A 19,881-nucleotide genomic window follows, 5' to 3' on the forward strand; every position below is an offset into this window, starting at 1 on the left:
GGAGGAGCGGACATGACCAGCACCACCAGCACCAGGGGTACCAGCGGCACCGAGGCGCCCCCGGAGACCGAGACCCGCCGGGTCGAGCTGCTGATCGGCGGCATGACCTGCGCGTCCTGCGCGGCCCGTGTGGAGAAGAAGCTCAACCGGATGGACGGCGTCACCGCCACGGTGAACTTCGCGACGGAGAAAGCCCGGGTCACCTACCCCCCGGGGGTACAGGTCTCCGATCTCATCGACACCGTGGTGAGGACCGGGTACACCGCCGAGGAGCCCCCGCCGCCCGAGCCCGAGCCGGCGGCGCAGGACACGCCGGCCGGCGCGTCCGGTTCCTCGCCCGCCGAGGACCCGGAACTGGCCGCCGCGCGCCGGCGCCTGACCGTCTCCGCGCTGCTCGCCGTCCCCGTGGTGCTGCTGTCCATGGTCCCGGTCCTGCAGTTCGACAACTGGCAGTGGCTCGCGCTGACCCTGGCCGCGCCGGTCGTGGTCTGGGGCGGTCTGCCCTTCCACCGGGCGGCGTTCACCAACGCGCGGCACGGCGCCGCCACCATGGACACCCTGGTGTCCGTCGGCACCCTGGCCGCGTTCGGCTGGTCGCTGTGGGCGCTGTTCCTCGGTGACGCGGGCATGCCCGGCATGCACGACGAGTTCCGTCTCACCGTCTCCCGGATGGACGCGGCCTCGACGATCTATCTGGAGGTCGCCTCCGGCGTCGTGGCGTTCATCCTGCTCGGCCGCTATCTGGAGGCCCGCTCCAAGCGGCGCGCGGGCGCCGCGCTGCGAGCGCTGCTGGAACTGGGCGCCAAGGACGTCGCCGTGCTGCGCGAGGGCCGGGAGGTGCGGATCCCGGTGGCCGCACTCGCCGTCGGGGACCGGTTCGTGGTCCGTCCCGGCGAGAAGATCGCCACCGACGGCACGGTGGTCGAGGGCGCCTCGGCCGTCGACGCCTCCATGCTGACCGGCGAGTCGGTGCCGGTGGACGTGGGTGTGGGCGACGCGGTCACCGGCGCCACGGTCAACGCGGGCGGCCGGCTGGTGGTCGAGGCCACCCGGGTCGGCGCCGACACCCAGCTGGCCCGCATGGCGAAGCTGGTGGAGGACGCGCAGAACGGCAAGGCGCAGGTGCAGCGGCTGGCCGACCGGATCTCGGCGGTCTTCGTGCCCGTGGTGCTGCTCATCGCTCTGGGCACCCTGCTGACCTGGCTGTTCGTCAGCGGTGACGTGACCGCCTCGTTCACCGCCGCCGTCGCGGTGCTGATCATCGCCTGCCCGTGCGCGCTGGGCCTGGCCACGCCGACCGCGCTGATGGTCGGCACCGGCCGGGGCGCCCAGCTCGGCATCCTCATCAAGGGCCCGGAGGTGCTGGAGTCCACCCGGCGCGTCGACACGATCGTCCTGGACAAGACCGGAACGGTCACCACCGGCCGGATGACCCTCCAGGAGGTCCACGCCTCGGAAGGCACCGACGAGAAGGAGCTGCTGCGGCTCGCGGGCGCCCTGGAGCACGCCTCCGAGCACCCCGTCGCCCGCGCGATCGCCGCCGGCGCCGAGGAGGCGGCCGGCCCGCTGCCCGCGGTCGAGCACTTCGAGAACGTCCCCGGGCGGGGCGTGCGCGGGCGCGTGGAGGGCCACGAGGTGGCCGTGGGGCGCCTCTTCGACGACCTGCCGGACGGGCTGCCCGAGGACGTGGCACGCGCCCGGCACGCGGCCGAGGCGGCCGGCCGTACGGCCGTCGTGGTCGGCTGGGACGGCGCGGCACGCGGTGTCGTGGCCGTGGCGGACGCGGTGAAGGACACCAGCGCCGAGGCCGTACGGCAGCTGCGGGCGCTCGGGCTGCGGCCGGTGCTGCTGACCGGGGACAACCGCGCGGTGGCCGAGTCGGTGGCCCGGACGGTCGGCATCGACGCCGATGACGTGATCGCCGAGGTGCTCCCCGAGGACAAGGTCGGGGCCGTACGGCGGCTGCAGGCCGAGGGGCGGACGGTGGCCATGGTCGGCGACGGCGTCAACGACGCGGCCGCGCTCGCCACGGCGGACCTGGGCCTGGCGATGGGCACGGGCACGGACGCCGCGATCGAGGCCGGCGACCTCACGCTGGTGCGCGGCGACCTGCTGGTGGCCGCGGACGCCATCCGGCTCTCCCGGCGGACGCTGAGCACCATCAAGGGCAACCTGGTGTGGGCCTTCGGCTACAACGTGGCCGCGCTGCCGCTGGCCGCCGCCGGACTGCTCAACCCGATGATCGCGGGCGCCGCGATGGCGTTCTCCTCGGTGTTCGTGGTGAGCAACAGCCTGCGGCTGCGCCGCTTCCGCTGAGCGCGCGGACCCCTCCGGCGAGGAGGGGTCCGCGGGGCGGGATCCCTCAGAACCGGCCCCTCACCTCACATAACCTCTTCACAAAGCTCGCGCATATTCCTTACGCTTGGTCCTCGATCGCCATGTCGAGGGTCTTGCGCATGGAGGACATGCGTGGAGACACAGATCACAGTGATGTGAACGTAACCATCGAAGGGGTTCGAAGGTCTAAGTTGGCGATGTCAGGAAGCGTCTTGGGGGGCGCGGACTGACGTCTGGGGATGTCTTGGGGGACTTCCCCGGAGCTGCGGTGCCGGGGCACGTACGCCGGGAAGCTTTGAGCGGCCCTCCCGGGCGTGCGCTGTCCCGGCAGATCGCACCCGTGCACGGCATGCGGTACAGCCGGGTACGGCATGCAGTACAGCGGTTCAGGCGCTGGTCCACACAGACGCCCGGCCCGGATCCCGTGGGGGGAATCCGCACCGGGACATGGGAAGGCGCCCTGGCCGTCGGCCCGTGGGGGGACCGGCGCACCGGGGCGCCTTCCGCTTGTTCGCGGCTCGGTCGGTGCAGCCGGCCTCCGCGACCGGTGTTCCCGCCTCACCTCGCGCGTCGCCGGGCGGCGCCGCAAACGCGAGGGCCCCGCGCCCGCCGGCGGCCGGCGGACACGGGGCCACAAGAGCTGTGAAGCTCAGCGCTCCTCGACCGGAACGAAGTCGCGCTCGACCACGCCCGTGTAGATCTGGCGCGGGCGGCCGATGCGGGAGCCCGGCTCCTTGATCATCTCGGTCCACTGGGCGATCCAGCCCGGCAGCCGGCCCAGGGCGAACAGGACCGTGAACATCTCGGTCGGGAAGCCCATGGCCCGGTAGATCAGGCCGGTGTAGAAGTCGACGTTCGGGTACAGCTTGCGCTCGACGAAGTAGTCGTCGGACAGCGCGTGCTCCTCCAGCTTCAGGGCGATGTCGAGGAGCTCGTCCTCCTTGCCCAGCGCAGAGAGCACGTCGTGCGCGGCGGCCTTGATGATCTTGGCGCGCGGGTCGAAGTTCTTGTAGACCCGGTGGCCGAAGCCCATCAGGCGGACGCCGTCCTCCTTGTTCTTCACCTTGCGGATGAAGGTGTCGACGTCGGAGCCGGAGTCGCGGATGCCCTCCAGCATCTCCAGCACGGACTGGTTGGCGCCGCCGTGCAGCGGGCCCCACAGGGCGTTGATGCCGGCCGAGATGGACGCGAACATGTTGGCCTGCGAGGAGCCGACCAGGCGGACCGTGGAGGTGGAGCAGTTCTGCTCGTGGTCGGCGTGCAGGATCAGCAGCTTGTCCAGCGCGGAGACGACGACCGGGTCCAGCTCGTACTCGTCGGCCGGGACCGAGAAGGTCATGCGCAGGAAGTTCTCGACGTAGCCGAGGTCGTTGCGCGGGTAGACGAACGGGTGGCCGATCGACTTCTTGTACGCGTACGCCGCGATCGTCGGAAGCTTGGCGAGCAGGCGGATGGTGGAGAGGTTGCGCTGCGTCTCGTCGAACGGGTTGTGGCTGTCCTGGTAGAAGGTGGACAGCGCCGAGACGACCGACGACAGCATGGCCATCGGGTGGGCGTCGCGCGGGAAGCCCTTGTAGAAGTTCTTGACGTCCTCGTGCAGCAGGGTGTGCCGCGTGATCTCGTTCTTGAAGGCGGAGAGCTGGTCGACGGTCGGCAGCTCACCGTTGATCAGCAGGTAGGCCACCTCCAGGAAGGTGGAGCGCTCGGCCAGCTGCTCGATCGGGTAGCCGCGGTACCGGAGGATGCCCTGCTCGCCGTCGAGGTAGGTGATGGCGGATTTGTACGCGGCCGTGTTGCCGTAGCCGCTGTCCAGGGTCACCAGACCGGTCTGGGCGCGGAGCTTCCCGATGTCGAAGCCCTTGTCGCCGACGGTGCTGTCGACCACCGGGTAGGTGTACTCGCTGCCGTCGTACCGCAGTACTACAGAGTTGTCGCTCACGTCTTCCCTCACCGACGTAGTGCCTCATCTTCGAGGTGCCCTGACTGTCTCTACCATCCCCCATTTGGCTCAGGAGAGTGCACTCGGGGTCGACCATTGGGCCTATCGGCGGCACTCAGTGCCGCCAACCTGCTCATCCTGCCCCCTCGTCCCGGCGACGGGAAGTGGTCTGTGACCTTTCCGACTCGTTTGATCGATCATTTTTTCTGACGCCGCGTCAGGACGGGATGTTGTGGAGGATTTACACCTGTTGGGGCTCTTGGGGAGCATTTTTCACCTTCGCCCGTCATCCTCCGAGGGTTCTTCCTCCGGCGTTCTTGCTCTGAGGGTTCTTGCTCCGCAGTTCTTCAGGCACCCGCGAGCCGGAAGTCCAGCGCGGTGCACCGCCGTCCCGCCGAGACCGTGCGCACCGCCTGGCCGATCGCCTTGCGGGATCCGACGAGGACGACCAGCTTCTTGGCCCGGGTGACCGCCGTGTAGAGCAGGTTGCGCTGGAGCATCATCCAGGCCCCGGTGGTCACCGGGATGACCACGGCCGGATACTCGCTGCCCTGGGAGCGGTGGATGGTGACCGCGTAGGCGTGCGCCAGCTCGTCCAGTTCGTCGAACTCGTACGGCACCTCCTCGTCCTCGTCCGTCAGCACCGTCAGCCGCTGGTCGACCGGGTCGAGCGAGGTGACCACGCCCACGGTGCCGTTGAAGACACCGTTCTTCCCTTTTTCATAATTGTTGCGGATCTGGGTGACCTTGTCGCCGACGCGGAAGACCCGGCCGCCGAACCGCTTCTCCGCCAGGTCCGGGCGGCCCGGCGTGATCGCCTGCTGGAGCAGCCCGTTGAGGGTGCCCGCGCCGGCCGGCCCCCGGTGCATCGGCGCGAGCACCTGCACGTCGCGCCGCGGGTCCAGCCCGAACCGGGCCGGGATCCGGCGCGCCGCGACGTCCACGGTGAGTCGGCCCGCCGCCTCGGTGTCGTCCTCGACGAAGAGGAAGAAGTCCTTCATGCCGTCGGTGACGGGGTGCTGCCCGGCGTTGATCCGGTGCGCGTTGGTCACCACGCCGGACTGCTGGGCCTGGCGGAAGACGCGGGTGAGCCGGACGGCGGGGACGGGACTGCTGTCGGCCAGCAGGTCCCTGAGCACCTCACCGGCGCCCACGCTCGGCAGCTGGTCCACATCCCCCACGAACAGCAGGTGAGCCCCCGGCGGCACGGCCTTGACCAGCTTGTTGGCCAGCAGCAGATCCAGCATGGACGCCTCGTCCACGACCACCAGGTCGGCGTCCAACGGCCGGTCCCGGTCGTAGGCCGCGTCCCCGCCGGGCTTCAGCTCCAGCAGCCGGTGCACGGTGGAGGCCTCCGCGCCGGTCAGCTCCGCCAGTCGCTTGGCGGCCCGCCCGGTCGGCGCGGCGAGCACGACCTTGGCCTTCTTCGCCCGCGCCAGCTCCACGATCGAGCGCACGGTGAAGGACTTGCCGCAGCCTGGCCCGCCGGTCAGCACGGCCACCTTCTCGGTCAGCGCCAGCTTCACGGCCGCCTCCTGCTCGGGGGCGAGGTCGGCCCCCGTACGGCCCTTGAGCCAGCCGAGGGCCTTGTCCCAGGCGACGGACCGGAACGACGGCATCCGGTCCTCGTCGGTGCGCAGCAGCCGCAGCAGCTGGGAGGAGAGAGCGACCTCGGCCCGGTGGAAGGGCACGAGGTAGATCGCGGTGACGGGCTCGTCCGCCTCCCCGTCCGGCCCGGGCACCTTCTCCCGTACGACGCCGGGGTCCCCGCCGTCCTGAGGCGGCTGGGCCAGCTCGGCCAGGCACTCGATGACCAGCCCGGTGTCCACCTGGAGCAGCTTCACGGCGTCCGCGATCAGCCGCTCCTCGGGGAGGTAGCAGTGCCCCTGGTCGGCGGACTGCGACAGCGCGTACTGCAGCCCCGCCTTGACCCGCTCCGGGCTGTCGTGCGGGATCCCGACCGACCGGGCGATCTTGTCGGCGGTGAGGAACCCGATGCCCCAGACGTCCGCGGCCAGCCGGTACGGCTGGTTCTTCACCACGGAGATCGAGGCGTCCCCGTACTTCTTGTAGATCCGCACCGCGATGGAGGTGGACACGTCCACGGTCTGCAGGAACAGCATCACCTCCTTGATCGCCTTCTGCTCCTCCCAGGCGTCGGCGATCTTCTTGGTCCGCTTGGGCCCGAGCCCCGGCACCTCGATGAGCCGCTGCGGCTCCTCCTCGATGATCCTGAGCGTGTCCAGCCCGAAGTGCTGGGTGATCCGGTCGGCGAAGACCGGCCCGATCCCCTTGACCAGCCCGGACCCGAGGTAGCGCCGGATGCCCTGCACGGTGGCCGGCAGCACGGTGGTGTAGTTCTCGACCTGGAACTGCTTGCCGTACTGCGGATGCGACCCCCAGCGCCCCTCCATCCGCAACGACTCCCCCACCTGCGCACCGAGCAGGGCTCCCACGACCGTGAGCAGGTCACCGGCGCCTCGGCCGGTGTCGACGCGGGCGACGGTGTAGCCGTTCTCCTCGTTGGCGTACGTGATCCGCTCCAGGACGCCTTCGAGGACGGCGAGGCGGCGCTCGGTGGGGGCGGGGGCGGGAAAAGGTCCCCCGCCCCGGCCCCCTGGGGGGAGGGGGACGCGGACCCCCCAAGGGGCCCCGGGGGGGGGCCGCCCCGCCTCTCCGAGAACGAGCTGGCCGCGTCCTTCGCCGACGCCGACCGCACCCCGCCGGTCTTCGACCCCGAGACCCACACCGCGCCGATCCCCGAGTCCTTCAAGAAGAGCTACCAGGCCTTCATGGACTCCGAGTACTGGCGCCTCGGGGGTGTCCGGCGCGGGGGACTCCGCCTGCCAGGCCCTGGTCGGCCGCCCACGCTCGTCCCACTGGCGGTCGGAGAGCAGATGCCCCTCCTCGGAGAACACCCGCTCGCAGGCGAGCCCACCGTTCTGGTGCCACGTCCGGGCGACCCCCACGGCACGCCCCCTGCGCGCCGTCGACTCGGACCGCAGGGGGCCGTCCGGGGACCACTCCCGGCTCGGCCCCCCCGGCACCCCGTCGACGTAGGTGTCCAGGGAGATCAGGGCACCGCCGAAGTGCTCCTCGACCTCTCCGCTGAACAACTCCCCGCGATACAGCAGGCGCATCCCCAGGTCCATGTCGACGTCGGGGTCGTCGATGTCGATCCGTCTCACTGTGATCCCTCCCATGGCAGGCACCGCGGCCGGCGGCGCCAGTACCAGGGGCGGGCGGCCAGGACCGCGAGTTCGACGCTCAGTGCGACGGATAGGGCGCGGCCCGCGTCGTCGAGCGTCAGCGCACGGTAGCGGCTGTCCAGTTCCCGCAACGCCTCAGCGACCGCGTGCCGCACACCGCGGGGAAGGCGCTCGACCACCGCCACGAGTTCGTCGCGGCACTCCAGGTCCTCGGTGCACAGCGCGGCGGGGTACCACCCTCTGCCAGCCACACGCACAGGCGCTCCCAACTCGCCAGGCGCCTGCGGGCACCCCGCATCCCCTCAGCCGCGGCGGCGGGCAGCACGGCATCGGTCACCGGCGTCACGACCCTGAAGGCGTGCACCACCTCCGGCAGAGGAAGCACGGGCACGTGGCGCATGCCGGGGATCGACGCCTCGGCTGCTTCCACCGAGGACCCGGTCCCCACCCCATCGTTTGCGATGACGCGGGTGAGTGTGCATGCACCATCGGGAAGCGCGACCTCGCGAATCCACGGCACCCCGCCGCCCCAGGAGAGGAAGACGGTAACGCGCAGTCCCCCTGGCCAGGTGCAGGCCCAGTCCCTTCTCCGAGGGCTGCGGCTGTACCTCTCGGGACGCGTACACGCTCACGTACGATACGTATCGCCTAAAGTCCTGCGCATGGCCGACCTGTTCGCTGTCGATCTCGCCCTCGATCTCTCCCCGACCACCCCCGCCTCCGTCATCGAGCAGTTGCGTCGGCATCTCGACGCCGGGAGCGCGGAGGAGCCCGACGACGACTGCGAGGTCTGGGCGCCCGGGTTCACCCCCTTGCTGGCGGAGCTCGGACCGGCCTGGCGTATCGGCGGCGTCCTGACGGCCGAACTGGTGCAGGGCGAGGACTGCTGGTCCCTCACGGCACGGCAGGAGATACACGCCGAACTCCGCCCCGAACTGGACGAGCTGGCGGAGATGCTCGCCCACCACGCCAGGACGCCGGGAGTCATCGGCCAGGTGAGGTGGTACGAGGACCGCTTCCCCGAACTCCTGGTCAGCCAGGACGGGAAACTGGTGAAGACACCGCTGCGCGCCGCCGTTTAGCCGGCTTGGGAGGACGGCGGTGTGGCCGCCGCCCCCGCCACGCGCTCGATGAACGCGGCCGCTTCCCGCTCCGAGATCACGACGTGGTCCACGTCGTCGTGTCCGAGTTCGTACCGGCGCAGGTATTCCGTGGGCTCCCAGCGCAGGTTCCGCGTGAACGCCTCGTCGTGTACACCGCCGTCCCGGCCCACGACCCGCCGCCTGAGGATGCCGCGCGGGGCGCTGCGCGGGTGTCCCGCGCCGATCTTCGCGTAGTAGGTGATACGGCCGACCGCGCCCTGGTCGAGCGCGTCGAGGGTGCCCGGGGCGAGGGTCAGGAACGGTTCGGCGGTGAGGTGGAAGGGGAGGTCGCCGTACGGGATCATCACGCCGTACAGGTCGATGAACTCGCCGACCGAGTAGCCGCCGCCCCGCTCGTAGAGGAGCAACAGCGGCTCATAGAGGTCCAGGGCCTGGGCCTGATCTTGGCCCTCGCGCTCCTCTCGGTCTCGGTCCGGGAGCGCCCCCGGGTGCTCGGTCCGCAGAGCTGCCCAGCGTACGGCGCCGCGGCACGTCCGTGCCGTGGAGGGGGTGCCGACGCTGCGGTCCAGGAAGTCCTCCAGTGCGTTCTCGACGTCCTCGGCCGCCCGGAACCCCGGTGCGATCAGCTCGGTGACGTCGTAGAACGGCCACTGCTCCTCGGCCCCGTACGCCTTGGCCCAGTGCGCGGCGCGTCGCAGAAACTCGCGCATCAGCAACGCGCGCGACCGGGTGTGGGCGACCGCCAGATCCCAGTCGTACCACTGCACTCCGCGCAACCGTTCCAGCACCGACCACGCCGCCACCGTGCTCACCGCTCCACGCCTCCCAGATCCTGGCCCCTGCCAGAGCCCCCGACTCGCCCCTCCGCGAACCGCTCAGCCTTCTGCTGTCGGCCAGGCCGCCAGTGCCAGTTCCGCCACTGCGGTCAGTTGGGAGGCGGTGGCACCGTCCTGGGCCCGTTGCGAGAGTCCCTGGAGGACGGTGGCGAAGTAGTCGGCCAGGACCCGGGGGTCGGCCTGGGCGGACAGTTCCCCGGCCCGCTGGGCCTCCCTCAGCCGGGCCTCGAACCCGTCCACGTTCCTGTTGCGCAGATCGCGGAGGAAGGCCCGTACGTCGGCGTCCTGCGGAGTGACGTTGGTCGCCGCGCCGATGGCCAGGCAGCCGGCCGGGTGCGAGGGGTCCGGGTAGATGACCGCGGCCTCCCGGAGGATGCGCGCGAACGCCCCGTACGCGGTGGGCTCCTCCCGCAGCGCCACCCCGGCGAAGCCGCCGACAGGCGACCGGCCGTAGACGTCGACCACTTCCTTGAACAGGGACTTCTTGTCCCCGAAGGCCGCGTACAGGCTCCCCGAGCGGATCCCCATCGCCTCGGTCAGGTCGCCGATGGAGACGCCTTCGTAGCCCCGCTCCCAGAACAGGCGCATGGCCGCGGTGAGCGCGGCTTGGCGGTCGAAGGTGCGCGGGCGGCCGCGCTTGGGGGTCGAGGTCTCAGCCATGCCTCACATTTTAGAGTGCCCGACCAAAAAATCGTGCTACCTTCTTTCTTGGTCGATCACTCAACAAAAGGAAGGCGACCAACCACCATGGGTACGCGGCGACTTGAAGGAAAGACGGCGCTCGTCACCGGGGGCAGCAGGGGTATCGGGCGTGCCGTCGCGGAACGGCTCGCCCGGGACGGCGCCCTGGTCGCGCTGACCTACGCCCGCGACGAGACCGCGGCGCACGACACCGTGGAGCGCATCCGGAAGGACGGCGGCCGGGCCTTCGCCCTCCACGCACCGCTGGGCCGCCACGGCGACGCCGCCGCGCTGTGGTCGGCGTTCGACGCCCAGATCCCCCACCACGCGCCCGAACCGGCCGTCGACATCATCGTGAACAACGCCGGCATAGGACACAGCGCGGATCTGGCCTCACTGACCGAGGACGGTTTCGACGAGGTCTTCGCCGTGAACGTGCGAGCGCCGTTCTTCATCGTGCAGGAGGGACTGAAGCGGCTGCGCGACGCGGGCCGGATCATCAACATCTCCAGCGGCGCGGCCCACCTCGCCATGCCGGAGGCCATCGCCTACGGCGCCACCAAGAGCGCCCTGGACAACTTCACCCGCAACCTCGCCAAGGAGCTGGGCTCCCGAGGCATCACGGCGAACTCGGTCGCGCCCGGGATCATCGACACCGATGTCAACGCGGGGTGGCTGCGGGGCAACCCGGAGGCCGAAGCCCACGCGGCCTCCCTGGCCGCGCTGGGCCGCGTCGGCCGACCCGAGGACGTGGCCGACATCGTGGCCTTCCTCGCCTCGGACGACGCGCGCTGGGTCACCGGCAAGGTGATCGACGCGACGGGCGGCTCCGGCCTGTGAGCCCGCGCCCTCGGGCGGGAGCACTTGCCGGCGGCCTCCCGCCCGAGGGGACTCGCCGGCGGCCAGCCTTCGACGGCTTGAGGGGAGGGCTGGCGGGCCGACCCGGCCGTGTCATACCCGGCGGCGGGCGACGCGGCCGGTACCGGCGACCACTCACCAGCGCAGCCAGGACGATCACGATCTACAGCGGGAGGGACGACCAGCATCCCTGGACGTGATCAGTGACCTCCAGAAGCCGGGATCGTCCGACCGCGGGCACCTCGTATCCGCGCGTGCGGACCCGCTCCAGGAACTCCTCCGGCAGCGTGACACCGTGCGACCTCACGTAATGCCGGAGATCGCCGCGCCACAGCCACTCACCGTCCGTGAAGAGTGAAGCGCCACCGAGGAAGAACTCCCCGGATCCCAGTACGTCTTCGACCGCGCCCATGGCGCAGAACACCGGATGGCCGCCCCGCAAGTAGGCGCCGATCTCGTCGGCGTCCTCGTAGCGGACTTCGGCAACGAAATCCCTGACCGAGCCGGCCGGCTGCCCGAAGGAACGCGTCCAGAACTCCTCGAAGAAACCGGCGACTTTCACCGGACACCCCCGCCGTCGCCGGGCATCGTGACAGCGCTCCGAGCGCTCCCGCGCCCCTCCACTCCCCCGGTCGGCAACTCCCGCAGCGCGCGCCCACCCGGGTGCGCGGCGCGCAAGCGAGCGCCCGCATCCTCGGCCCACTCCGGTGCGATGCGGTGAGCGGCACGAATCATCAAGGCCAACTGCAGACCGAGGTCGTAGGACGGAGGCTGCGCTCCCAGTCGGGTCGTGCCGCGCGACACCGCCGTCTGGACGGTGTCCAGGGAGGCGGCCACGAGGTCCCAGGAAAGCAGGGCGCTGATACGCCGGCCGAAAGGAACTTGGTCCGCGATGCTCAGCAGCGCCTCGGCGGCCCTCATCCGCTGTGCGGCTGTTCCGCGTACCTCGACCATGTCCACGCTCTGGCCGACCGCATCGGCCAGAACACCGAAGGTGTCGTCCTGGCCAAGAAACCTGTCGTACGAAGCGCCCCTCCACGCGACACGCTCGGGAGCACCCGCCGCCCGAATCACCGCCTCGTAGCCGTCCGGGTCGCCCCACCGGGTCAGCGCGACACACGCCAGGAAACGGTCCGCAGGGCTCTCGGCAGGGTCCCGCAGCACCTCCCGCAACGCCTCCGTCCGTGAGCGGTAGCCTCCGTCCAGCCCGTCACTGATGACATCCTCGGGGTCGGCGGCCAGGCCGTCGAAGTCCACGAACAGCAATGCGGCGACGCGCTCTGCGGGTCGCCACCCGCCCGTCGACGTCAACGCGTCCCGGCGGAGCGCACGTCCGCCGTCTTCAGGGCCTCGACGAAGGTGACGAAGGCTCCGGCCGGGAAGGTGAGGGCGGCTCTGGACGGGGCCTTCGAGTCGCGTATGGCTATGTGAGGGTGCACGCGTGCGATCTCGACGCAGTCGTTTCCCTCGCCGCCACCGGAATAGGACGACTTCTTCCACTCCGCATGGATAGCCATGGTGCTGCTCCTCACAGGTCTTGGGACAACTGGTGGATGAGATCTCGTGACCGTTCCGGGGGCAGTGACTCTGCTCTCACCCTGCCGAAGAGCTTTCGGAAGTGCTCCAGCTGCGCTTCCGAGTCCACGAAGGCCGTGCCATGCGGCGCGTCCCGGACCACGGTGTCCAGACGGGGGACGGCTCCCCCGAGGTACACCATCGTGCTACCGGCCCCCGCGAAGTCGTCCAGCGCGAAGGGGACAACACGCACGGTCACGTGCTCGGCCTCGGACATCTCCAAGATCCGCCGCAGTTGAGCCCGCATGGCGCTCCGCCCGGCGACGCTGATCCGCAGTGCCGCCTCGTGAATCACGGTCTCGTACGGCATCGGATCAGGGTCCTCGATGACGACCTTCCGCCTCATCCTGTGCGCCACTCTCAACTCCACCTCGGGGGGAGGGAACTCCGGGTTCATGTAGGAGAAGAGAGCGCGAGCGTAATCCTCCGTCTGGAAGAGGCCCGGCACGTGGATCACGGCCACGTCGTGCCGAAACGTCGCATGGTGATCGAGTTCGGCCAGGTCCTGGTAGGCAGAGGGCAGGACGCCTCGGTAGTCCTCCCACCAACCACGCGTCCTGTCCGTCGTCATGGCCACCAGGGCCTCGATCAGATCGGTGTCGGCGCAGGCGTAGTTGGCGGCGAGCCGACGCACCCGCTGCTCACTCACCCCGGCGATTCCCGACTCGATCTGGCTGATCTGCACAGAGGTCACGCCGAGCAGGCCCGCCGCTTCGGTGGCCTTGAGTCCTGCGGCTTCGCGCAGCCGCCGCAGTTCCGTCCCCAGCGGTCAGCCGGCGCACCCTCCGCCTGATCCTGACCATGCACGGGCTGATCCGCCTGGTCGACCTGGCCGAACTCCTCGCCACCGAGTTGATCTCCAACGCGGTACGCCACACCAAGGGACCGGCCGCGCTCCGTGTCCGCTGGTCGGCCGGCGTCCTGCGCATCGGCGCGTGGGACGCCGACCCCGCACCACCGGAGCCTCCGGTGCCGCTGGAGCGGGTGGCGGAAGCGGAGGAGGGACGCGGCCTGGCCCTCGTCAAGGCTTGCGCCGACCTGTGGGGCTGGCAGCCGCTGTCACGGGAGGGCAACCGGGGGAAGGTTGTCTGGTGCGAGCTGGCCGCCGCGTAGACGCACCAACCATTCAGCCGTCCTCAGCGGCCTCATTCCGCACAGGCACGAAGAGCCGCCAGTCGAACTTTTGATCAGCAGGCTGCCAAGAACGCCGTTGGCATACCGGCGCTTGAACCTCTCCGACGACGCAACCGTTGCGCGTATAACTCCCTGCGCCCTGAGGGCCCCCTCCGTACCACTCGCGAGAGGAGCCGTGGCGGTATCCGTTCAGGTAGTCGACAAGACTTATCCTTCGCCCGGCGGAGTACTTTTGCACCTCTCCTGCGCAGGGTTCCCCCGCGAACGTCAGCGGGTGATCGATATCGATACTCGTTCGACCGACGCGACCAACCGAATCCGCACACATAAGGTGGTCCGGGCGGCACATTCAGGCGCCACGCTGTTCCGAGCTCAGGCTACCGCGATATTTCTGGCCACGGTTCCGGTAAAGGGCGTCGATGCCCTCAGCCCTGCCTTCAGGGCGGGAGTCCGAGCCGATTCAGGCGGATCCAACCTGGGGGACTCCACGCTCCCCAGAAACAACAGAATACGGTGCACGGGCTGTCGACTCGTCACGATCGAGTTACTCACTCGCGTCAGCGTGCCATTCTTTCGTCTGATTCCCCTCCTCATCCCATTCGTACAGAGCCAACTGCCGAAGGCCGTTGTCACTCATAATCGTCCGTGTCGCAAGCCTGCCATTTGGGTGCCACTGCTGAGACTCGCCAACGGGAAAGCCGTCTCGCATGGTTCCCTGCGACCTCAGTGTTCCATCTGCATACCATTCACGGACTGGCCCGTTTTCGAAACCATCCTGGTAGGTGATGAGGCTTACCAATGCCCCTCGCTGATACTCTACGACCTCCCCGGTGAACGGAGCCCCTCGATAATAGAGGCGCTCACCCTCATCCATGGTGACCTCAGGGTCGTCGATATCGATGCGCTGGAGGTTCATTAGGGGATCCAATTCTCGGGTCCGGGCGGGTCCTTGAGGAAGCGCCCATAGCTGCTCGGCATGCCTTCAAGCATATGGTTACAGTTTCCACAGAAAGGCGCAGGGCGTGGATGCGCCCCCGTCTCCGGGTTCGCCTGGAACGGAAACTGCACGGATGCCCTCATCTCTGCCAAGGCGGAGGCATCGTCAGGCAGCCCGAGCTTTCGGCGTGCCCACAGTAGTTCGTTCGTGGCCTTCACTTCGGCGTGTGCGAGGATCGGCGCGCGATGAGGGGGCGCGTCGGCGATCTGCTCGTAGCGCTCAAGCAGCGTTGGATGCAGCCGGTCCATGGGCAGCAGACCAGCTGCTCCCTTGGGACCGTTGATCCCTTCAACCACCCGACCAGTGCGTAGGTCTACAACTGACCCGACACATGCTCCAGTCTGAGCGCGCGGGAAGGTGCCGGTTTGTTTGGCCTGCAGGTAGCCCAGCGCGCGTTCGTGAGAGAGGTTGTCGAGGAATTCGGTGGCGGGTCGGCCGTCCACGTGCGAGATGAGGCCGTCCTCCGTCCGCTGGACCCGGCTCTCCGGGAGATCCCCGAGCACCTTCTCTCCCGGCCCCGGTGGAGGCAAGGGGTTGTCGTCCACTCGGAAGTCGTCGAAAGGATGCGCCACATGCTCGGCATGAGGCGGGGCCCCGTCTTGGTGCACCACTTCACCGTGATCGAAGGGGGCAGCGACGCCATGCGTGCCTTCGCCACTCGGCCCGTGAGTATCGCCTCCACCATCACTGGTGTGACCGTGCGCGCCTTGGTCGTCGTACTGAGTTGATGGGTGCCCATGGGCCCCGTCGGACGGGCGAGAACCGCCTTCTGTGTGGCTGTTGGGTGCCGCGTGGCTTGCAGATGGACCAGCGGCATGTCCGTGGGCACTGCCGCCCGGCAGGTGGTCGCCCGCATGGCTGCCGGAGGCATGGTTCGGCGTGTGGCCGCCGGAAGCGCCGTCACCCCCTGCGTGGGCGCTCGGGATATTGTCCCCACTGACGTGGACTGAGGAGACACCTTCTCCACCTGCGTGGACCACTTCCTTGTCCGCGGTGCGGCCGATGTCGCCCAGGTCGTGGTCCAGGCTGGTGTCGAGGCGGATGTGTGCGCCAGCTTGTTCGGTGGTGTGGGCTCCTGCGGTGGCCATGGCCGGTTGCCTGACCGGGCTGGGGGTGTGGGGGGTGTCCGCGCCTGTTGCCGGGGTGCCAGCCTCCGGGTGGGGCTTGTCGATGATGTCGGTGGGGGCCTGCTCCGCGTGCTGGACGACGTTGCCCTGGTGGTCCAGGAGGTTGCCGTGCGGGTCCATGTACTGGGCCGGGGAGCCCTCCACGCTCGGCAGTTTCGTCGTGCCCTCGGGCAGCACCGGGGCGTCGTGCGGCAGCTCGATCGCGCCGTTGGGCAGCTTGGTCGCGCCCTGCGGGATCGGGGTGCCCTCGGGGAGGTGGACCGTGCCGTCCGGCAGCTTCAGCGAGCCCTCGGGCAGGGTGATCGCGTTGTCCGGCAGCTCGGGGATATCGATCTTGCCGAGGCCCTTCAGGCCCTTGGCGATGTCACCGATCTTCGACAGACCCGCCCCGGCGGCCTTGCTCACATACGTCATGGGGTCGATGACCCGGCCCGCCTTGCCCGCCGCGGACAGCACCTTCGCGACCGCGCCGGCCTTGCCCGCACCCGACGCAGCACCGCCCGCACCACCCGTGAACACGGTGGTCAGGACGTTGAAGGTGACCGCGCCGGCGGCGCGGGCGGGGTTCTTGCCCCACTCGTCCCACGCCACCAGCGCCTTGCCCGTCTCCTTCATCGCCGTACGCGAGTCACGGATCCACGAGGGCAGCTTGTCGTCGGGCAGCGCCCAGAACATCGCCCCCACACCCGGGATCGACGAGATCGCCAGACCGGTGGCGAGCTGGGCCAGGCCCTTCCACGCCTGCCCCATCGCCTCCCAGCCACCGAAACCGACCAGCGTGCCCAGGCCCTTGATCGTGCCCCACACGCCGTCCACGATCAGGCCGTCCCACACGAACGACTTCACCCAGTGGCCGACCTCGTACCAGTGATGCTTCTCCTCCACCGGGTCACCCCAGGGAAGCTTCGCGTTCTTCAGGTCCTCCGCGTTGAAGCCGTACTGGTTGGCCTTGTCCGAGCCGTCACCGGCCACCATCTGCGTGCCGTGCCACAGAGCGGTGATCTTGTTGTGGCAGGTGCGTTCCGCCGCCCAGAACGCCGCCACCGTCTTCGTGACCTCGTCCCGGATCCGGTTGTGGTGGGCGACCTTGTCCCCGTCGTACTCCCAGTCGTCATCATCCTTGACCGAGGCGACGAACGTCGTGGCCTCGCGCTTGAGATCCTCCAGCTTCTTCACCAGCGGACGGATCTCCGTCGCATACCCCGCCAACGCGCCCGAGACCGTCTCCAGACCGTCCGCGAAAGTGTCCGCGCGGTCCTTCACCGGCTTCGTCGTCGCGAACAGCTGCTCCGCCTCCGGAGCCGTGTAATACGCCGACAATCCCTGGAAACGGTTGTGGACATCCCGGCCCGTGTCCCGGACATGACCCGCATCCGCCTTCAGCGCCGCGTAATCCTGCTCCAGCAGCTCCAGATTTCCCGTGAACTGCGGAATCTCCTCCGGATCGATCACGCCCGACCCGCCTTACCACCACCGGGCATGTCCACCTTCGGCGCACTCAACGTCTTGCGCTGAGCCTCCAGCGCCATCTCCTCGTCCCCGTGCAGATACGCCGTCGTCGCATCCACCACACCCTGCAACGACTTCCCCGCCCGCGCCGCGATCCACTGCAGATCCTTCGACGCATGCTCCGCGTACTGCGACAGCGCAAGCGCGACCAGACCCCCCTGCGCCTTCTCACCCGAGCCGCCCGAGCCGCCCGAGCCGGCATCCGCCGAGATCGTCCCCGCATGCGTCGCCGCCGACGTCAAATGCTCCCCGTACGCCTTCGCATACTTCTCCAGATGCGACGCCGACTCACCCGTCGACTTCAACACCTGCGAAATACCCTGCGGCTTCAGATCCCAGCCAGACACCCGTCAACCCCCGAAGAATCCGACTACAAGCACACCACGAGCAGCAGACACCAGCCGGTCGGCCATCCAGCCGACCGGTGATCAAGCACTCAGCCGGCCGGTCAGCCGATGTTGTCCACCGCCGCCTTCGCCTTCGCCAGCGTCGACTGCGCCGTCGAGTCGTTCTTCTCCAACGTCGACTTCACCAGCTGAATGATGTTCCGCACCTCATGCGACGCCCGGTTCCACCGCTGCTCCTTGCCGTGGTACTCATCCGCCACACCATCCGCCGTGAAGTCCGCCATCGCCGCCTTCACCTGACGATCCCGCTGCCCGATCACCTCCTCCAACCGGGCAATCACCGACTGCAGACTCCCCTGCACATCCGCCGACGCACCCGTGTCGTACGACCGACGATCCGCACCAGAACCCGCCATCACACACCACTCCCCGAAAAAGGCCACCAACGGCCACTGACCGATCAGACGAACGAAACCCGAACCCGGGACCCTTCACCCGGAACCCGGCACCCGGGGTTCAGAGCCCGCGACTCGGAACCCGCGACTCGGAACCCGGAACAGCGAACGACCTCAGCGGAACCGCGCCGCATCAAAATTCGCCGCACCCATCTGCTGCCGCGCGTTCTCACCCTGCTCCTGATCACCCGAGGAGAACGCCGACTCCATCCCCGACTGACCACCCAAAATCGCCGCCAACGACGAGTTCAGCTCACGCGTGATCCCGTCCGCCCGCGCCTTGAACTGATCGAACGCCTGACGACCCGCACCGTTGAACTTCCCCTCCAACGGCTCCGCAGCCGCCACCAACTGACGGATCAACGACCCCAGATCATCACTCGACCCCCGCGAATCCCTCATCAGCGTCGACAGCGTCTGCGCACCCATGTCGAACTTCACGCCGAACTCGCCTCCCCCTCAAGCAGATTGACCGCGTCCGAGTGTCTTGAGCGCTCTTGACGCTCTTTTCGGTCCCGGACGCTCTCTTCGAACGTTTCCGCACCACCATGTTCACGACCCGTCATCGCCCTCGCAACCGTCTCGCGTCACAGCCCTGCCACAAGCGCGCCACGGGGTCACCGACCGGCTTCCCGCCCCGGTCGACGCAAGGCGCCACACCAGGCCGCCCATCACAATCCGGTAACGACCTCTTGTCCCGCCCCCGTGTAATCGTTTCCAATCCTTCCTGACACGTCGATGTAATCGATTCCACAAGGAGGTGGAACGGCGATGGCGAGCATCAAGGACGTCGCCGCCGCGGCAGGGGTCTCCGTCGCCACGGTCTCGCGCGTCCTGAACGACCACCCGTCGGTCAGCGCCGACGCCCGTACGCGGGTGATGACCGCCGTCGCGGCGCTGGGCTACCGGCCGAACGCCGTCGCCCGTTCCCTGCGCACCGACCAGACCCGCACCCTGGGGCTGGTCATCAGCGACGTGCTCAACCCGTACTTCACCGAGCTGGCCCGCTCCGTCGAGGAGGAGGCCCGGGCCCTCGGCTACAGCGTGATCATCGGCAACGCCGACGAGCGGCCCGATCTGCAGGACCACCACGTCCGCACCCTCCTCGACCGCCGGATCGACGGGCTCCTGGTCTCCCCCACCGACGGCGGCTCGCCGCTGATGCTGGACGCCGCGCGGGCGGGGACGCCGATGGTGTTCGTGGACCGGTGGATCCGCGGGGTGGACGTGCCGGTGGTCCGCGCGGACGGGCAGGGGGCCGTGCGGGAGCTGGTCGCGCATCTGCACCGGCTGGGGCACCGGCGGCTCGCGATCATCGCGGGGCCGGCCGCCACCACCACCGGCAGTGAGCGGGTCGAGGCCTTCCGGGCGGCGCTGGCCGAGTACGGGCTGGCCCTCCCGGACGCCTACACCGGGCAGGGCGACTTCCAGGCGGACAGCGGGCGGCGGGTCACCGAGGGGTTCCTCGATCTGCCCGAGCCGCCCGAGGTGATCTTCGCGGCGGACAACCTGATGGCCCTCGGCGCGCTGGACGCGATCCGGGCGCGCCGGCTGCGGGTGCCCGACGACGTCGCGCTGGCGGCGTTCGACGACATCCCCTGGTTCCCGCACACCGATCCGCCGATCACCGCCATCGCCCAGCCGACGGGTGAGCTGGGGCGCGCCGCCGTGCGTGCCCTGGTCGACCGCATCGAGGGGCGGACCCCGACGTCCGTGACCCTGCCCGCCCGGCTGGTCGTGCGCCGCTCGTGCGGCGAGTCCTCCCCGCCGGCCC

18 protein-coding genes are annotated in these 19,881 nt (G+C 69.4%); 5 read left to right on the forward strand and 13 right to left on the reverse strand.

The features are described 5' to 3' along the window. Nucleotides 1-12: 12 nt before the first annotated feature. Nucleotides 13-2,316 carry a heavy metal translocating P-type ATPase gene (locus GV126_RS13270; protein ID WP_159665960.1) on the forward strand — a complete coding sequence of 768 codons (2,304 nt, stop codon included), beginning with the start codon at nt 13-15 and terminating at the stop codon, nt 2,314-2,316. Between the two features lie 670 nt (nt 2,317-2,986). On the opposite strand, the gene GV126_RS13275 is transcribed toward GV126_RS13270, so the two are convergent. The 3 genes from GV126_RS13275 to GV126_RS13285 form a co-directional block, all read right to left on the reverse strand. Beyond that, entirely contained in the window at nt 2,987-4,276 is a 1,290-nt protein-coding gene (locus GV126_RS13275; protein WP_159665963.1) for a citrate synthase, read from the reverse strand. A gap of 347 nt (nt 4,277-4,623) precedes the next feature. Then, complete coding sequence (gene recD2 / locus GV126_RS13280; protein ID WP_438947841.1) at nt 4,624-7,464, reverse strand: SF1B family DNA helicase RecD2; 2,841 nt, start codon at nt 7,462-7,464, stop codon at nt 4,624-4,626. Further along, complete coding sequence (locus tag GV126_RS13285) at nt 7,461-7,736, reverse strand: hypothetical protein (RefSeq protein WP_159665966.1); 276 nt, start codon at nt 7,734-7,736, stop codon at nt 7,461-7,463. Before GV126_RS13285 ends, recD2 begins: the two co-directional genes overlap by 4 nt. 411 nt (nt 7,737-8,147) lie before the next feature. Between GV126_RS13285 and GV126_RS13290 the strand changes: the two genes are divergently transcribed. Then, a complete protein-coding gene (locus GV126_RS13290; protein WP_159665969.1) occupies nt 8,148-8,567 on the forward strand; it encodes a hypothetical protein in 420 nt (139 codons plus the stop codon). On the opposite strand, the gene GV126_RS13295 is transcribed toward GV126_RS13290, so the two are convergent. Next, on the reverse strand, nt 8,564-9,400 hold the full coding sequence (locus tag GV126_RS13295) for a hypothetical protein (RefSeq protein WP_236569978.1): 837 nt from the start codon (nt 9,398-9,400) through the stop codon (nt 8,564-8,566). The two genes, GV126_RS13290 and GV126_RS13295, sit on opposite strands and share 4 nt — an antisense overlap. Before the next feature lie 63 nt (nt 9,401-9,463). Then, complete coding sequence (locus GV126_RS13300) at nt 9,464-10,084, reverse strand: TetR/AcrR family transcriptional regulator (RefSeq protein WP_159665972.1); 621 nt, start codon at nt 10,082-10,084, stop codon at nt 9,464-9,466. 87 nt (nt 10,085-10,171) lie between these two features. Here GV126_RS13300 and GV126_RS13305 point away from each other — a divergent pair, with 87 nt between their 5' ends. Beyond that, nucleotides 10,172-10,945, forward strand: a complete 774-nt coding sequence (locus GV126_RS13305) for an SDR family oxidoreductase (protein ID WP_159665975.1) — start codon at nt 10,172-10,174, stop codon at nt 10,943-10,945. A 181-nt stretch (nt 10,946-11,126) separates the two neighbouring features. Here GV126_RS13305 and GV126_RS13310 read toward each other — a convergent pair whose 3' ends face one another. From GV126_RS13310 to GV126_RS13325, 4 genes are read right to left on the reverse strand one after another with little or no spacing between them, the layout of a single operon-like run. Then, entirely contained in the window at nt 11,127-11,525 is a 399-nt protein-coding gene (locus tag GV126_RS13310; RefSeq protein ID WP_159665978.1) for a hypothetical protein, read from the reverse strand. Further along, the gene (locus GV126_RS13315) at nt 11,522-12,220 is read right to left on the reverse strand and encodes a hypothetical protein (protein ID WP_185946672.1); all 699 of its coding nucleotides are present in this window, start codon (nt 12,218-12,220) and stop codon (nt 11,522-11,524) included. The genes GV126_RS13310 and GV126_RS13315 overlap by 4 nt, the downstream gene beginning before the upstream one ends. A gap of 50 nt (nt 12,221-12,270) precedes the next feature. Further along, nucleotides 12,271-12,480, reverse strand: coding sequence for a DUF397 domain-containing protein (locus tag GV126_RS13320; protein ID WP_159665984.1), 210 nt, complete (start codon nt 12,478-12,480; stop codon nt 12,271-12,273). 11 nt (nt 12,481-12,491) lie between these two features. Then, nucleotides 12,492-13,304 (reverse strand): helix-turn-helix domain-containing protein, encoded by an 813-nt coding sequence (locus GV126_RS13325; RefSeq protein WP_159673636.1) that lies wholly within the window; start codon nt 13,302-13,304, stop codon nt 12,492-12,494. On the opposite strand from GV126_RS13325, the gene GV126_RS13330 reads away from it, so the two are divergent. Continuing rightward, a complete protein-coding gene (locus GV126_RS13330) occupies nt 13,268-13,651 on the forward strand; it encodes an ATP-binding protein (protein ID WP_419796000.1) in 384 nt (127 codons plus the stop codon). The genes GV126_RS13325 and GV126_RS13330 overlap by 37 nt on opposite strands. Nucleotides 13,652-14,587: 936 nt before the next feature. Here the strand turns inward: GV126_RS13330 and GV126_RS13335 are convergent. The 4 genes from GV126_RS13335 to GV126_RS13350 all read right to left on the reverse strand — a co-directional run bounded on the left by GV126_RS13335 (nt 14,588) and on the right by GV126_RS13350 (nt 18,548). Beyond that, nucleotides 14,588-17,248: a YwqJ-related putative deaminase gene (locus tag GV126_RS13335; RefSeq protein WP_159665990.1), complete on the reverse strand. Its 2,661-nt coding sequence runs from the start codon at nt 17,246-17,248 to the stop codon at nt 14,588-14,590. After that, nucleotides 17,245-17,652 (reverse strand): DUF6507 family protein, encoded by a 408-nt coding sequence (locus tag GV126_RS13340; protein WP_185946671.1) that lies wholly within the window; start codon nt 17,650-17,652, stop codon nt 17,245-17,247. The genes GV126_RS13335 and GV126_RS13340 overlap by 4 nt, the downstream gene beginning before the upstream one ends. A gap of 101 nt (nt 17,653-17,753) precedes the next feature. Next, nucleotides 17,754-18,068, reverse strand: a complete 315-nt coding sequence (locus GV126_RS13345; RefSeq protein WP_159673640.1) for a pore-forming ESAT-6 family protein — start codon at nt 18,066-18,068, stop codon at nt 17,754-17,756. Between the two features lie 153 nt (nt 18,069-18,221). After that, entirely contained in the window at nt 18,222-18,548 is a 327-nt protein-coding gene (locus tag GV126_RS13350; protein ID WP_028422016.1) for a hypothetical protein, read from the reverse strand. Nucleotides 18,549-18,878: 330 nt separating this feature from the next. On the opposite strand from GV126_RS13350, the gene GV126_RS13355 reads away from it, so the two are divergent. Then, nucleotides 18,879-19,881: LacI family DNA-binding transcriptional regulator (locus GV126_RS13355; RefSeq protein ID WP_159665993.1), on the forward strand; the 1,003-nt coding region annotated here is incomplete at its 3' end.

It is taken from the genome of Streptomyces mexicanus (genome assembly GCF_902506575.1).
Classification (GTDB): domain Bacteria; phylum Actinomycetota; class Actinomycetes; order Streptomycetales; family Streptomycetaceae; genus Streptomyces; species Streptomyces mexicanus.